We start from the raw sequence: 14,414 nt of genomic DNA on the forward strand, positions 1-14,414 counted from the left end.
TTCTCCACAGTTATAGTTATATAAGCGCCTCGTATGATTAACAGGATGTTTTGATCATGTATGACGTTGCAGTCGTGGGGTTGGGAGCAACCTGCACCAGTCTCCTCAGCCAGGCCCAGGATGAAGTGTATAAGGTCGGAGCTGTCCGGCCGAAATTTGCCGTATTCAACCCTTCCTCAAGCTTTGCCAGAGGAAAAGCCTTTGGGGATGCGGATGCCATGCACAAGGTCAATACCCCGCCCGGTATGATGTCTGTTACGCCCACCGAGCCGGATCAGTTTGGTCAGTGGCTGCAGTCCCGGTTTAATTCAAATGACCGCTGGCCAGCCCGTCTCAGATATTCAGATTTCATTCGCCAGACATACCGGGACATAAAGCAGGCCGGAATTCTGCATATTAATGAGTATCACCATAGTGTGATAAGTATTCGCAGATGCGAGACAGGATTTACGTTGTGCGATGAGAGTGGCAACACTGTCTGCGCCCGCAACGTTGTCATGTGTATGGGCTCAGTATCTGCCGGAGCATTTCCTGCTTTTGAAGATAAACCCGGCTTCATTTCGCATTACGCTCAGTTTGATCAGTCGACTGCAGACCCGCTACTGATCGCCGGAAGCGGCCTTACGGCTGTTGATGCATTTCGTTATGCATTTGACAAAAGCGATACGGATATCCATCTCTGTTCCCGTAACGGATATATCCCTACCTGTCTGACAGAAAGTAACAGATATACGCCGGTTCATCTGACGTGGCGAAATATTATGTCTGCCAGCGCAGACAGTGAAGATATGCTCCGTGTGTTCTCCCGTCTGCTTCGTCAGGAATTTAATCTGCTTCGAAACAGAGAGGAGTTCAGACCTGCGATGGAGCTTCTGCGGAAAGGACGGCAGACAGACTATCTCCGCATGCTGCTGGCGCGCGCTGAGAAAAGCAATCTGCCCTGGCAAGACGTTCTGGTTTCTACCCGACCCTATATGCATAAACTCTGGAACGCCTTTGATACAGCTCAGAAGCTGCGCTTTATGAAACATTATGGCGCAGTATGGGCAGCATGGCGCCATCCTGTGCCGCAGGAAGTTTTCAGCGAACTAATCGAAGCATCAGTTCAGGGCAGGGTGAGATTTCATCAGGCAACGGCAGCGCCAGGGTACAGCGACGATAAATTTTTGCTGAAAACTCAGTCAGGAACGCTTTCGTTTCGTCACATGTGGGATGCGACCGGCGGCAGGCTTAATATCAGAGAAATGACACAACCGCTGTTGATGAACCTGATGAGCCAGTCGCTGATTGAGGAACACCCCTGCGGCGGCATAAATGTCGATCCTCTGACTTTTCAGTGCAGGGTCGATAACCGCAACATACCCGGCCTCTTCAATATTGGTCCACTCAGTAAAGGCAGCCTCTTCTCTACCAATGCCTTCTGGTTCAATGCGCGCTGTGCGGAGAGCTGGGCAAAACACTGGGCTGTAGCGTTCAGCTCATCGAATGCAAAGGAAACGCTGTGACCATTTTTTTCCCCCTTATCTACCTCCTGGCAGGCTGGCTTGCTGGCAAAACCGCGATGGATCTTAAAAGGTCGGCATCGTGGATATTAACGCGTATTGCGATACCGGTTGTCATTGTATTCAACATATCTACCCGGTTCAGCAGCATGAGTACCATCATCATCGCTACGGCAATATGTATGCTTATCCTGCTGGCAGCCTGTCGTTTAATTATGCGCGATCCCGTCAGAAGCCTGTGTTTCAGCTATCTCAACATCGGATGGCTGGGACTGCCTGTCGGCAGCGCATTATTTGGTAACGATGCCGCGACCATTATCATCGCGGCTTATGTCGGCAGCTCGATCATAGGTAACTCGTTAGGAGCAGGCATGCTCTCAGGGAGTAAATTAAACCTGGCAGGCCTGCTCAGGACGCCTCCGGTGCTGGCATTGATTGCAGGTACGGCGCTAATTCCCTTCAGTCACGAAGTTACGCGCTGGTGTGATGGCCTTTATGATGTTGCAAAATTTTTGATGAGTTTTTTGGGAATGGCGGTGCTGGGTATCTGGCTGTCCAGAACAACGATCTCAGCCGGCGATCTCCGACGTGAGATTTGGTCATTCATCATCAAATCTGGCGTCATGGGCCTGCTTATTTCATTGTTAGTCGGCCTCGCCAGCCTCCTGCACTACAGGCTGATAGCCGATAATGCGGCAACGCTCTATCTGTTTTGTCTGCTGCCGCCCGCCGCCAATATTATCGTCCTGGAGACGCACTATTCAGGCACCGGCGAGTCGGCAAAAATCATCACCTGTGCTACCTGCATCAGTATTGTTGCGATAGGCCTGTATGCTGCATCCGTTATTTTCCTGAGAGCCCAGGGCTGGTGGTAACCTCAGTAATATCCGTATCAGGCAACTCTCCTGATCAATCTTACTGTGTAATTTTTTCTGAATAGCGCGGGGTAATCATTCCCCGCGCAAGACGGGCTTATCTCCGGGTTCGGTGTCACCACCACCCAGCGCTTGCCCGGCTGCGGCGTGTCTTCTGCCAGCGTAAAGCTCAGTTGGCTGGTGTAGTAATCGTTCCCACAGACATTGCCGTCGAACACGATGGCCACGTAACCTATACATCGTTTTTGCCTTCTCATTTCTGCTCAATCAGGTTTCAGACACAACTGCCCGGGAACAAATTTACAAAACAATCGAAGGTTACCACCTGTATTGATGAGCCCAGAATAATAACGTCTGCTTCTGGCATAAAGCAGACATGCGCGGTGCAAGGTCTGCTATGAGCGAACAGCGGACATCAAGCCTTAAAATGCATCTGAGTAGTAGTGCCATGAAGTAACTGGATTAACTTTGTCGATCTTTGATTTACCAATCACTATTTTTAGCTTCATTCAAGCCTTTAAAAAAACACCATATCTTTATAAGGGTGGTTCAGACATGCACTAAGGCGACTGTTTAAATCACCGTCATGAATTTCCAGCTTATGTCCATCCGGATCCAAAAGATAGATGGACTTGCCTTCACTCTTGTTTGATTTCCATTCCGTAATGCCTAAAGATTTCAGGTGCTTAGAAAAAATATCAAAATCCTCGCTTCGGATGCTAAATGCGTAATGAGTGTAATCCTGCCGAGGAGAAACCTCATCAACAGAAAGACACAGCCACAAATCACCCTGACAAAGGTAAGCTCCAGAAGCCCATCTGGCCTTAGGGGTAAAACCTAGCGTCTTTACGTAAAAATCAAAACTTGTAGAAATATCGTTTACAGCGATTGTTATGTGGTTCAGTCCGGTAAGCATTTACTGTCTCTTAAGCAGGATGCAGGAGATAACAAGTTACCACAAAGAACTACTGCGCAACGTCCGCTACTGGCACAAAGCGGACTGGTGCAGGTCAGCGTCCGCAATGAGTGAAAAGAAAACCTGTAAGCCCGAAAGGGTATGGAGTAAAACTGATACAGTTTCATGTTCTCCTCTTTCAAGCCAGCCTGTCAGGCTGGCTTGAAATCACCTCAGGTCAGATCCAGGTATCGTTTTCTGCGGTGCGTTCCCCACCTTCATGTCCGGTATTCAGGATTCCACAGGGTTCAATCATCATCATTTTTACCGTCGTCTCAGATGAGGTTTTATGTTCAACGCCTTTCGGTACAATGTAAATTTCTCCTGGACTGACGAGGACATGGCCATCGCGAAAATCAATACGCAACACACCCTCTGCCACGATAAAGGCTTCATCAGTTTCAGGATGCGAGTGCCAGATAAAGTCACCCGCTATTTTTACGATCTTAAACTGGTAGTCGTTCATCTGCGCGATGACTTTTGGCTGCCAGTGAGCTTCAAAAAGAGAGAATTTTTGTTCCAGATTTATTGGTGAATACATGGTGACATTCCTTGATAGCTAAGAAACGTCAAAGATAAATAATGTCGCTTTGCCGATCTTGAACGATCGTGCAACTCAGGTACGGTGTTGTTGAATAAAGGTTTGCCAGCGGCCCGGTGAAATGCCGTAAGCTTTTATAAACTGGCGTGTCATATGACTCTGATCTGAGAACCCTGCCTCCAGAGCAGACTCCGCAAGTGACAGACCCGACTGAATCAGATGTCGACAGTATGCGAGGCGGCGCATGGTGACATAGCGATAAGGACTGGTTCCGAAAAGTGTTCGAAAATCCCGGCTCAGGCTCCAGCGATCTTTGCCACTGACGGTGGATAACGTATCCAGCGTAATGTTCTGGCTGAATTCAGACTGGATATATTGGCGAGCGCGATCTACAGACTGATAATCCACAAGGCACCGACGAAAATCTTGGCCTGCCACGACAGCAAGGGTCCGGGCAAGATCGTAAAGTGCATCCTCTTCTTCAAGCGTATCAATAGAATCTTCTGGCGCTTTCAAGAGTGGTTCGGTAGCGGCAAACAGACGGGGGTCAGCTGAAAGCCCGCCGTGAATGAAGGGTAGCGGTTTTCCGCCTAAAATTTTCTGAATCAATGCAGGATCGATATATAACATCCGATACTGGAATCCTTCGGTCGTTCCTGCCTCTCCATCATGGATTTCATCCGGATGTAAGACTATGGTGCCGCCTGGCAGACTATGTTTTTTACCGTCGCGATAACGAAAACTTTGCACCCCTGACAGAGTCCTGCCAATCGCGTAGGTATCATGACGATGGGGTTCATAGCCATACCCACTGAAATAGGCTTCCAGGCGTTCTATTTTTCCCGGTGCGTGTGCAACTCTGACCCAGTCTTTATTTTTTTGTGTCCTCGTCATGTGGAAGACCTTTTAATGGTTAAAGGTGAATCCTCAACATAACCTTTCCGGGCACACTTTTGAAAGAAGCTGATGAATGCATATCTGCCTCTCATTCATCATCGTTCTGTCTGACACTTCAGAAACTGCCAGTAACCTTTTTCAGTCCAGGGCTATGTTTAATACAAAGCGTAACCTCTGTACTGAGGTTCGCTTATGGCACTAAGCGGGCCTAAGCCCGGGAACTGTCCGTCTGGCAATTGCGTTGTTGCATCACAGGTAGTGAAAGAAAGCCTTTTGAATAACAGTGGCCTAATCGAGATAACTTATTTTCAAGAGCATAAATCGACGCTGGTTAATGGCATATATCAGCAGGTAAAGAACTACAAGACGTGGAAAAATTGGTGCTTTTTTGAAGAGACGGAACCAGCCCGGGTTGCGAAACTCAGGTTTCGGCAAACCAGAGGGGACTGACGGGCTGGCAGAGCATTTATCCGGTTAAAAATCATGAATTGCTGAAAAAAATCCGGCGATGAGTTTGGTATAATTTAAGTTTAACCCTTAAAATAATCACATAAAAAACCGAATTTATGTCGCAGCGACAATAACCGGCTTTAATGGTATGGCGGATTTTTATCGTTGTAATGACCTGTATTATCTGGGTGAAATTGTCTTGGGCAGGTTTTAATGGCACAACGCTGCGCATAGATACAGTAACCTTCTTTCAAGTACTTCTCGCAGCCTGTATAGGCTTTCAGAGAACTCCAGACGTTCTGAGTGTAAAACTGCATCTTTAACGTTCTGATTAACTTAATCGTTTCTTTTCCTTTGAACATGAATTTACCCTTACTTAAAAGGATATCTTTTCCCGGAAGTAAGTCAGCATCGTACTCATGCCAGACAATACGGTGAATGTTTCTGTTGTTCACAATTAATGAAAAGGATGTGTCGGATTCGGGACTAATAAGTGTCTCCAGTAAATACCATTCCATATTATCTCCTCGATATAGATAAAGGAGAAATTTATAACAAAATAGCAGTCTGTATTATTGTAAAAAGTAAATAAATAAAAACAGGTGAGTGACGGCTTTGTTAACATCTATGCTAACTCTTTGCTACCTGGTACGCTTATAAAAATTCACATTAAATGGTAAAGGATGCATAAATAAACCTCAATTCATGAAGTTAACACCAGACTATGCCTGCAGGATTTTTTATTCAAATTACAAACCATAAAGAAATAATATTTATTATTGATCCAGATCAAGTTTGGCTTAAGCGGCCATCAGTCAGTTTTTTGATCTATAACAAGCGGCTTTTTTATTTACTATCTGGTTTAAACAGAATGACAAGTTTTTTTTCATCCTGAAGCGTTTATCACAAACGTCTGTTACGCAGAAATCATATTTTGGGTATGGCTAACATGCATGTAAACTCGGGTGGCAGAAATTTCACTGCCGGAACAAAATTGCAAGGCACGATGGACAGTGAGCGGCCCTGCAGAAATAAAGGGACTACGCCTGATTCTAACGGGCCCGGAAGATGGTCTATGGTATGCACTCATAACGTCCTGTGTTGAAAAATGTAAGCGCATTGGTGACCTGCATTCTGAGTTTAGCGAAACGAAATGACTGTTTCAGATCTCCATTTATAGTGAGTTGCTTACATTTGAAAGACCGTTTCGACCTACTCCCCGTTATGTTATATACGTCCGATTTTGGCACACAATGGACTGACACGCAGGCCAATGTCCGCTCTGAGCGAAAAGCGGACGTTCAAGTAAGCGTCAGGATTACACATGATCCGAAAAAATCACATGCAGGATAAATGTTTATCAATAGTCTTTGATGATTATTACTCTTTAATTTCTCGAAGATATTTATAGACAGTTGTGCGGCCCAGTGACAGCACGCCGGCAATATAATCAGCTGCATTTTTTGCGCGAAATGCGCCTTCCAGATGCAGGCTCTGGACCAGCTTTTTTTTCTGCTCTCTCGTGAGCGCGCTGAGAGAGGTATTTTCCCGCCGTATCCACTCATGAAGAAAGGTATTGATATTTTCCTGCCAGTCATCCCGAAAAAGTTGTTCTGGCTGAGGCTGAAGGCGCGTGACTGATAGAAACATTTCAAGAGCGTTTCTGGCCTCTTCAAATACGGCTGTACTGAGGTTGATGCACAGCAGGTAGCCAGGTGTCTTATCATCCCCCGTTGCGATCGTAACGGAGCGCATTTTTTTTCCGTCCCAGTTTAGCTTTTCATAAGGGCCCGTTACGGGTGCCAGTGCATCCTGCTGTAAATCGTCCAGGCCGGCATCATCGCCCGGCTTGCGCTTTGACAGGTTATTAGCAATGTAGGCTACTGTGCCGGCTTCAACATCATGGATGACGACTTCCACGCAGGGAAAGAAAAGCGCGGCAATACCGTCTGCAACTGACTTCAGCAAGTGCAGTTGTGCATTCTCCAGACCGGGCTTCTTTACCATTTCATATCCTCATTCAGTGCCGTTCAGGCACATTTGTATCCTGCTGCTTTTACAGGCGCGTATTTTATCACGTTACGCCTGCAGCAGGCTGCCTCACCAGGTGTTCAGGGCTGCGGCCCGGAGACTGTATCGCTGAAGCAATGACGAAACCATACCATGCAGCCAGAGACCATCATCTGCTATGGCTGGCCTGCCTGACAAAATTGCCTTGTAAACTAAAAGTGCATAATGTACTTTTTAGTTCACATCATATCACAAGCCAGCTATTTTGCAGGCCCGACAGGAAAGCATATGCATCCTACAGGTATTCCCGTGATTACCGCGGAGCAGACCGCGGACATCCTCAGGCATATTAATGTCAGAGAAGCGATGCGCCGCGTTTTTATGAGCCTTGCGCACGGACAGGCCGTACAGCCAGCGCAGAAGGTCGTTCTCCTGCCTGATAGCCGGGGAGACTTCATCAACTATTTTGGTGTGGACATGTCCCGTCAGCTGCTCGGTGCAAAAATATCGCCTTATCTTGTGACAGAGCAGAGGCCAGTAATTACCGCCTGGACGCTGCTGATGTCCACTGCAGATGGTATGCCATTAATGCTGTGCGACGCTTCACTGCTGACAACAGAGCGAACGGCGGCAACGACGGCCCTGGCTGTTGAGCTGCTGGCTCCCGAAGATGCAAAGATACTGACCATCATCGGCACGGGTCCCGTTGCCCGCGCACATCTCCGTCATGTTCTGACGCTGCGCAACTGGAAAGAAATCCGGGTCTGGAGCCGGAGCGGCCCACAGTCAGCAGAGTCAATCGGGAGTGAGGCCGGATTGCCAGAGGGGCTGCTGAAATTCTGCGGAAGTGCAGAAGAAGCGGCAAAAGATACAGATGTTCTGATGCTGTGCACCTCCTCGGCAACGCCGGTGATTGATGTGAAGCAGCTGACCCGCCCCTGCCTGATTACGTCCATCAGCACGAACGCGCCGGGTGCGCACGAGGTGTCCCCTCAGGCACTGCAGGAAATGGATGTTTACTGTGATTATCGCCAGACCACCCCTGCTCATGCAGGTGAAATGGTGATTGCAGCCCGTGAAACCAGCTGGACCGCCGGGAATATCCGGGGAGACTTGCCGGAACTGGTTACAGGAAACGCTATCAGGCCATTTTACAAACGGCATGTGTTTTTCCGATCCCTGGGGCTGGGACTGGAAGATGTCGCCATTGCAGACAGCGTGCTCTCTTACTTAAAAAAACAGGATAGTTAAGATGAAAATCAGACCGTTTGGCGTAGAGCAGTGGATGAATGAGTGGGAAAACCACTGCAAATATAATCTTGCAGAGACCTGCGTAGAATCCCTGACCATGCAGCAGTTGCTGGACATGTCGGGAAAAACCCGTGAGGTTCTGGATGAGATGCTGAGCATAAAAATGACTTACGGGCATATTAAAGGTTCGGAGCGTTTGCGCCAGCTTATCTCTGGGCAGTACAGCTCACAGTCAGTCGAAAACATTCTTATCGCGCATGGTGCCATCGGGGCCAATGCCCTCATTTATGAAACTCTCGTTGAACCGGGCGACACAGTAATTTCAGTTCTGCCGACTTACCAGCAGCATTATTCCATTCCGGCGAGTTACGGTGCCGATGTAAAAATTTTACCGCTCCGCAAGGAGAATAACTTTCTGCCGGATCTGGCAGAGCTGAAATCTCTTATTGACCATAAAACGAAGCTCATTGCCATTAACAATCCTAACAATCCGACCGGAGCGCTGATAGATGAAGCGTTGCTGAATGAAATTGTGGAAGTAGCGCGCTCTGCAGGAGCCTGGCTGCTCTGCGATGAAGTGTATCGCGGCACTAATCAGGACGGGGAAAATTACACTGTGGCGATGGCGGACCTGTATGAAAAAGGCATCAGTACGGCCAGCATGTCTAAAACATACTCACTGGCCGGTTTGCGTCTGGGCTGGATCGCCGGTCCCGCTGCATTGCTGAAGGAAGTTGAAATCCATCGGGATTACAACACGATCAGCGTGGGCGTTCTGGATGACTATTTTGCGTCACTGGCGCTTGAGAATCGAGACAAAATACTGGCCCGTAACCGGAAAATGTTACGTGATAATCTTGAAACGCTGGATGCGTGGGTCAGGAATGAACCTCTGGTCAGCTATATTAAGCCCCTCGCCGGCACGACGGCCTTGCTGAAGTACGATCTGCCGGTCAGCTCCCGGGATTTTTGTATCCGCCTGCTGGAGCGTTACGGCGTCATGTTTACGCCAGGCGAGGCGATGGATATGGAAGGGTATGTGCGCATAGGTTTTGCTAATAACAGTGAGGTTATGAAGCAGGGTCTGACTCTGGTCAGTCGATTTATCCGGGAGCTTTCGGAAGAAAGCCGGTAAAAAACACTCCGCCCTGGTCACCCCTACCGGCGGAGCGACCCTCCGCCGCCATTCCGGCGGGGCTTTTAAACAGGATGACTGGTAACCGGAGCTGGGTATGAAAGTCAGAGGTATCGTACTGTCTGTATTGCTGGTCCCTGGCGTGACGCAGGCTCTGCATGCTGACGTTCCTCAAAATATCCGTCTGGTTACGGAGCCCACCTGGCATCAGGGATAGGTGTTCATAAAAATTATCAAATGTCCGCTTTTGGCACATGGCGGACACTGGTATCAGAAGCCTGATGGCTCCCTTCGGGGCCGTCAGTCCTGGTGCGCTAACTGGCCGTGCTGCTAAGCTCCGCCGAATCCCTCCGGGGTTTGGGCCTGAAGGCCCTGGTCTGATGGAATGGGCTGGTTATCGCAGCTAACGGGCAGTGATACGATGACGGTTTCTCAGGTAGTTCGGGCACTCGAAAAACATGATTATATTCAACGTGTCCCACACCCAGAAGATACTCGTTCCAAAATTATTATGGTGTCTGAAGCTGGTCATACTCTTGCTGCACAAGCAGCCCAGGTTGTAGAAACAACAGATAAGGAGTTTTTCATGCAGCTTGGCGACAAAGGGCAGTCACTTATCACACTTTTCCGAACGCTCATTAGCTCACCCATATAAACTTTTATAGTTTCTGTCCAGCCATCAGGATGACTATCTACTAAGGAAACCTTTTCTGCAGGGAAAGGTATTATCGGGATAGCGAAGCTTTATCAGCAAGTCGTAAGCTATAAGGCCAGTAAGAATATGCGGCGCGCTGTTTACCGTACTGTTTTCCGGCCGGATGGCGCTCAGTGAGCAGATTTCGTCGCAAGCCATATTGTGCGGCTATTACCTTGCTTGTCTTCAACGATATGCTCGATTAAATGAAAGCCATATTTTTGCATCAGTGATTCGTATTCAAGGGAGGAGAGGCTGGCGTGAGCAAGTGGTTCGCCCTGAAATTCGCCGATGGCCTCTCCTTATTCCAAACCAGCATTGAACATTAGAGCCACCCCTCTTTTGCATGAGCAGAAAAAGCGTAAATATTTTACGTTGAACAGCATGACACAAATGAAAAAAACGGCCGCAGCTTTAACGCTGCGGGATAATATTTATGGCTTCTGGCACCAGGCAGCCTGACGCAGGGGCAAGGCCCGCTGTAAGCGAAAAGCAGGCGTTTACAAAGCTGACTAAATCACCGTTGAAGAAGAAAATGGTGCATATCTTCGCGGCTGGTGAGTTTGACCTGACTTTCAGGGCGTGCTTTAGAAAAAACCTTTAGATGGCCCTCATAGCTGCTTGACCCGGTTCTTGTTTCATATGAAGACGCCCATTCCAGCAACGCTGCAAATTCTTCAGGTGAACCGTTATTTCTTATCCCCCTTGCTTTGATGTTTTCAACACACTCGTTTGAATCAGGCGTCAGCCATATAACCTTCGTGGCATACAAAGCGACAGGGGCAGCAATCCAGCCATATATGCCCTCGATGATCCAGCGATCCTGGTTCGCTATCGCCTGAACATCATTGAGCACATAGACTTTTTTCCGGGCTTTGCCATAGCCTGCTGACTCCCAGTTGAGGGTGTCTAAATCAGTAACAGGCAGGTTTGTCAGCTCAGTTAAGCGTGCTGCCAGCCAGCTTTTGCCTGAACCGCTGTTTCCCATTATCAGTACACGCTTTAAGTTGTTGCTCATCTTTGGCTTCATATCAGGAATCGTATCTTGTTGCCCGCTCGCAGAGCTATGCGGCACAGTCTTTCCTTTCACTGTGACAATCTGTTCCGCCTGGAAGCTAACTCAGTTTTGGAAAAACCGCTTTGCGAACATTGTTCGCTTCAGGTGCTTTTAGCGGTGTCACCAGGGCATAGTTATAGTGCGCATCGCTCCAGTATTGTGCCATGACATCTTCTGCCTGGCGTTCTCCCTGCGATATTTGAACCTGGCTGAGCGGCCGGATATACCATGCAACCCGGATACCGCGCGGATCCTGATACATCACTAAAGCAGCGGGACCCTGAGCGGTCGCCATCAGCCGGGCGCCGAGCGGTTTGAAGCCATAGTGTTCAAGATTGGGCGGCAGGGCACCGCGAATAAAATAGCGAGTGACCCAGCTTGCCAGCTCTGAGTGTTGACTGGCGTTAACGTCAAGCGGGAGTTCTGTCTCATCGCCAAACAGCTTATAAGCCTGAACGGCGTCTTCCATTGGCAGAGGCGCTGACAGTTGTGCATCTTTAAGTTGCCAGCCGGTGAATCCGCCGACGCTGAGTGACAGAATAAACAGGCAGGCCAACGCCACTTTTCGTTGCCGCTGCTGTCGCACACGGCGGCGAAAATAGTGGGGGTTGACACTATTCATGTTCAGTGGCTGCCGGTTCATTGCCTGGCGTAAACGCTGCGTATCATCACGCATTTCCCGCATCTGCGCAGCAACCTGGGGGTTTTTCGCCAGATAATGTTCTACCTGCTGCGCAGTCGCCTCATCCAGCTCGCCATCCATCCAGGCGTGCAGATGCTCTTCATCGGGTATCATTTTAGCCTCCTCAATGACATCGGACTTACCTTACCTTCTGATTTCTCATATAACATTTTCCGCCCCCGTGAAAGACGGGACATAACTGTTCCCAGCGGGATATCGAGTGTTATAGCGGCCTCTTTGTAGCTGAGTCCCTCCACGCTCACCAGTAACATTACGGCGCGATAGTCGGTCGGCAGCGTAGCGAACAGCGCCAGCGTATCGTCAGCAATCGCCATCGCTTCGACAGAGGGGCCAGGAGACTCTTCGCCCGTAAAAAAGGCCAGAATAGCCCGATAACGTTTTTGCCGCCGCTCCCCATCAATAAACTGCCGATAAAGAATGGAAAACAACCATGTACGCATGCTCTGCGCATGGATGTTATCCGGCCTGTGGGTTAAGGCTTTAATCAGGCAGCTCTGCACCAGGTCATCGGCACTGTGCGGATTGCGGGTGAGCCATAGTGCAAAGCGCTGCAAATGCGGCATCAATTCCCGAATTTCATCATCAGTCAGATATGACATAGCCGCCCCTCATCGTTTGCGATGCCCGGTCATACTCTCAAACACACCGTCACGAAAGATCAGCGCATGCAGCAATGCCGCCGCCAGATGTCCCACAATGGTCACAAACAGCAACAAGGCCACGAGCGTATGCAGTGAGCGTAACAGAGCATAGGCATCGTTATTGATGGGCAGTATGGGGGGTAAGACTATGCCGCTGCCAATGGTTATCGGGTAGCCAGCTGCGGAGAGCATCGCCCAGCCAATCAGGGGCTGAGCCAGCATCATCGCATATAAAGCCCAGTGTGAAAGGTGAGCCAGCGCGCGCTGCCAGCCCGGAATCGAGCGGGGCAAGGCTGGCGTTGCGGTAAAGAAACGCAACCATAAGCGTACTAACACCAGCAGCAATATCATCAGACCCAGCGGCTTATGAAGAGAGACCATCAGCGCGTGCAGCGAAGAAACAGTGGATACCATAGCAACGCCAATAAACAACATGGTCAGAATTGCGATCGCCATTAACCAGTGCACCACGCGCAGCGCGGGATGAAAATGCGTAACCTGTTTCATAATGCGTGTCCTGACTGTTCAGACTGCTCGCGAGTGCGAAGATTGTAAGATTTGGCATAGGCAGCGGAACGGCCATTAAGAAGCGGATCGCTGGAGCCGGTTATGCCATCTGGCAAAATCAGAGGGTCGTAATTGATATCATTACATGCTCCCTGCTGCTGCGGCACCGCACGCTCTATGCGGAGCGTTCCGGCATTGATTGTCTGCCGGTCAGCGGGCCAGGCTTTGGATGCATCGTCCTCGGGATCGCCTGCGCTGGCTAAAGTGATAATTAAATCCCATTCCAGCGGCGCACTCTCCAGGCGCTGTTGCAGATCTGCCTGCAGAAAGTTTTTATCCTTCTTCTCGGTAGCCGTTATTGGCTGACGCGGCGTGCGTGGCACCATACTCCACCGAACCAGATGTTTATTATTCCCTTTATCGACAAAGAAGAAGGCGTTAAGGCTATTGAACCGATCGCTGCCCCAGCTGGAGGAAGGCTCGTACTGTTTTGCCCAGCTCAAAAACGGGGCGATTTCCGGATGCTTATGAATAAGGTCTTTTATATTTGCCGGGCTGGGTTTTCCTGTCGCAGGGTCGGGTCGCGAGGCTATCTGCTGGTCATAAAATCCCTGCACCGTCGACACCGGGAAAAACGGAATAGCATTCATCCCGGTGCGCCATTGCTCTCCATCTGCCAGCTGAAACAGCAGCGCCATACTGCGAACAGGAACGGCATAATCAGGAGCGTCCGGGTTACCGCCAGCAATCGCGAATCGCCCCGTCACCGGCGTACTGATCCCCTGCGCAAAGAGCGCTGCGCGTGAGAGGCCGCTGGCGTTACCGCTGGAAATAAAATTGCCCACCACGCATACGCCTTTGGCATGATTGCGGCGGTAGCCCGGATGTTTTCCGCCAGACTGCTCCAGAGCGCCAACAAGCTTATCGGCGGAGAGGCGCTGCGGCGCCAGCCAGCCACCGGCCCATAAAAACAGAAGTATCAATGCCAGCGGAACGGCAGCAACCAGTAAAAGGCGTGCCAGTTTATGCCTGAGTGAAAGTGAGGAGTGCAACATGTTATGGGCTCATCTGTGTGCTAAGAGCAGATAAAACGAACCAGCGAGCAGCTTATTCCCGTTGCCAGATAATTTTTTATGCAATGTCAGCGGGCAAGCGGTAAGTCGTTATTTTTACAGATGTTCAGTAAACGCTCTTGT

At 49.5% G+C, this 14,414-nt stretch carries 15 protein-coding genes and 1 pseudogene; 5 read left to right on the forward strand and 11 right to left on the reverse strand.

The features are described 5' to 3' along the window. The first annotated feature begins 56 nt into the window (after positions 1-56). Together MHZ89_RS14220 and MHZ89_RS14225 are read left to right on the forward strand one after the other, a co-directional pair. On the forward strand, positions 57-1,505 hold the full coding sequence (locus MHZ89_RS14220; protein WP_311783532.1) for an FAD/NAD(P)-binding protein: 1,449 nt from the start codon (positions 57-59) through the stop codon (positions 1,503-1,505). Next, the gene (locus tag MHZ89_RS14225) at positions 1,502-2,377 is read left to right on the forward strand and encodes a permease (protein ID WP_311783533.1); all 876 of its coding nucleotides are present in this window, start codon (positions 1,502-1,504) and stop codon (positions 2,375-2,377) included. The genes MHZ89_RS14220 and MHZ89_RS14225 overlap by 4 nt, the downstream gene beginning before the upstream one ends. Positions 2,378-2,478: 101 nt before the next feature. Here the strand turns inward: MHZ89_RS14225 and MHZ89_RS14230 are convergent. From MHZ89_RS14230 to MHZ89_RS14255, 6 genes and pseudogenes are all read right to left on the reverse strand, one after another. After that, positions 2,479-2,634 (reverse strand): annotated as a pseudogene (locus tag MHZ89_RS14230) (VOC family protein); the annotation flags it as partial. A gap of 260 nt (positions 2,635-2,894) precedes the next feature. Further along, entirely contained in the window at positions 2,895-3,293 is a 399-nt protein-coding gene (fos, locus tag MHZ89_RS14235; RefSeq protein ID WP_311783534.1) for a fosfomycin resistance glutathione transferase, read from the reverse strand. Positions 3,294-3,510: 217 nt separating this feature from the next. Continuing rightward, positions 3,511-3,873, reverse strand: coding sequence for a cupin domain-containing protein (locus MHZ89_RS14240; RefSeq protein WP_311783535.1), 363 nt, complete (start codon positions 3,871-3,873; stop codon positions 3,511-3,513). 75 nt (positions 3,874-3,948) lie between these two features. Continuing rightward, a complete protein-coding gene (locus MHZ89_RS14245) occupies positions 3,949-4,767 on the reverse strand; it encodes an AraC family transcriptional regulator (protein WP_311783536.1) in 819 nt (272 codons plus the stop codon). Between the two features lie 593 nt (positions 4,768-5,360). Then, the gene (locus MHZ89_RS14250) at positions 5,361-5,738 is read right to left on the reverse strand and encodes a hypothetical protein (protein WP_311783537.1); all 378 of its coding nucleotides are present in this window, start codon (positions 5,736-5,738) and stop codon (positions 5,361-5,363) included. Between the two features lie 862 nt (positions 5,739-6,600). Next, a complete protein-coding gene (locus MHZ89_RS14255; RefSeq protein WP_311783538.1) occupies positions 6,601-7,227 on the reverse strand; it encodes a PAS domain-containing protein in 627 nt (208 codons plus the stop codon). 228 nt (positions 7,228-7,455) lie between these two features. Between MHZ89_RS14255 and MHZ89_RS14260 the strand changes: the two genes are divergently transcribed. The 3 genes from MHZ89_RS14260 to MHZ89_RS14270 all read left to right on the forward strand — a co-directional run bounded on the left by MHZ89_RS14260 (position 7,456) and on the right by MHZ89_RS14270 (position 10,271). Next, the gene (locus MHZ89_RS14260) at positions 7,456-8,481 is read left to right on the forward strand and encodes an NAD(P)-binding domain-containing protein (protein WP_311783539.1); all 1,026 of its coding nucleotides are present in this window, start codon (positions 7,456-7,458) and stop codon (positions 8,479-8,481) included. 1 nt (position 8,482) lies between these two features. After that, complete coding sequence (locus tag MHZ89_RS14265; protein ID WP_311783540.1) at positions 8,483-9,616, forward strand: aminotransferase; 1,134 nt, start codon at positions 8,483-8,485, stop codon at positions 9,614-9,616. 385 nt (positions 9,617-10,001) lie between these two features. Beyond that, entirely contained in the window at positions 10,002-10,271 is a 270-nt protein-coding gene (locus MHZ89_RS14270) for a MarR family transcriptional regulator (RefSeq protein WP_311783541.1), read from the forward strand. A 556-nt stretch (positions 10,272-10,827) separates the two neighbouring features. Here the strand turns inward: MHZ89_RS14270 and MHZ89_RS14275 are convergent. Genes MHZ89_RS14275 through MHZ89_RS14295 form a run of 5 tightly spaced genes read right to left on the reverse strand, consistent with a single transcriptional unit; the run spans position 10,828 to position 14,273 of the window. After that, the gene (locus tag MHZ89_RS14275; RefSeq protein ID WP_311783542.1) at positions 10,828-11,385 is read right to left on the reverse strand and encodes a hypothetical protein; all 558 of its coding nucleotides are present in this window, start codon (positions 11,383-11,385) and stop codon (positions 10,828-10,830) included. A gap of 40 nt (positions 11,386-11,425) precedes the next feature. After that, positions 11,426-12,163, reverse strand: a complete 738-nt coding sequence (locus tag MHZ89_RS14280; protein ID WP_311783543.1) for an anti-sigma factor — start codon at positions 12,161-12,163, stop codon at positions 11,426-11,428. Continuing rightward, positions 12,160-12,669 carry an RNA polymerase sigma factor gene (locus MHZ89_RS14285; protein WP_311783544.1) on the reverse strand — a complete coding sequence of 170 codons (510 nt, stop codon included), beginning with the start codon at positions 12,667-12,669 and terminating at the stop codon, positions 12,160-12,162. The genes MHZ89_RS14280 and MHZ89_RS14285 overlap by 4 nt, the downstream gene beginning before the upstream one ends. Before the next feature lie 9 nt (positions 12,670-12,678). Continuing rightward, complete coding sequence (locus MHZ89_RS14290) at positions 12,679-13,218, reverse strand: cytochrome b/b6 domain-containing protein (RefSeq protein WP_311783545.1); 540 nt, start codon at positions 13,216-13,218, stop codon at positions 12,679-12,681. Next, positions 13,215-14,273 carry a catalase family peroxidase gene (locus MHZ89_RS14295; protein WP_311783546.1) on the reverse strand — a complete coding sequence of 353 codons (1,059 nt, stop codon included), beginning with the start codon at positions 14,271-14,273 and terminating at the stop codon, positions 13,215-13,217. The genes MHZ89_RS14290 and MHZ89_RS14295 overlap by 4 nt, the downstream gene beginning before the upstream one ends. Between the last annotated feature and the right edge of the window lie 141 nt (positions 14,274-14,414).

This window comes from Pantoea sp. ACRSB, from assembly GCF_022346905.1.
GTDB lineage: Bacteria > Pseudomonadota > Gammaproteobacteria > Enterobacterales > Enterobacteriaceae > Pantoea > Pantoea piersonii.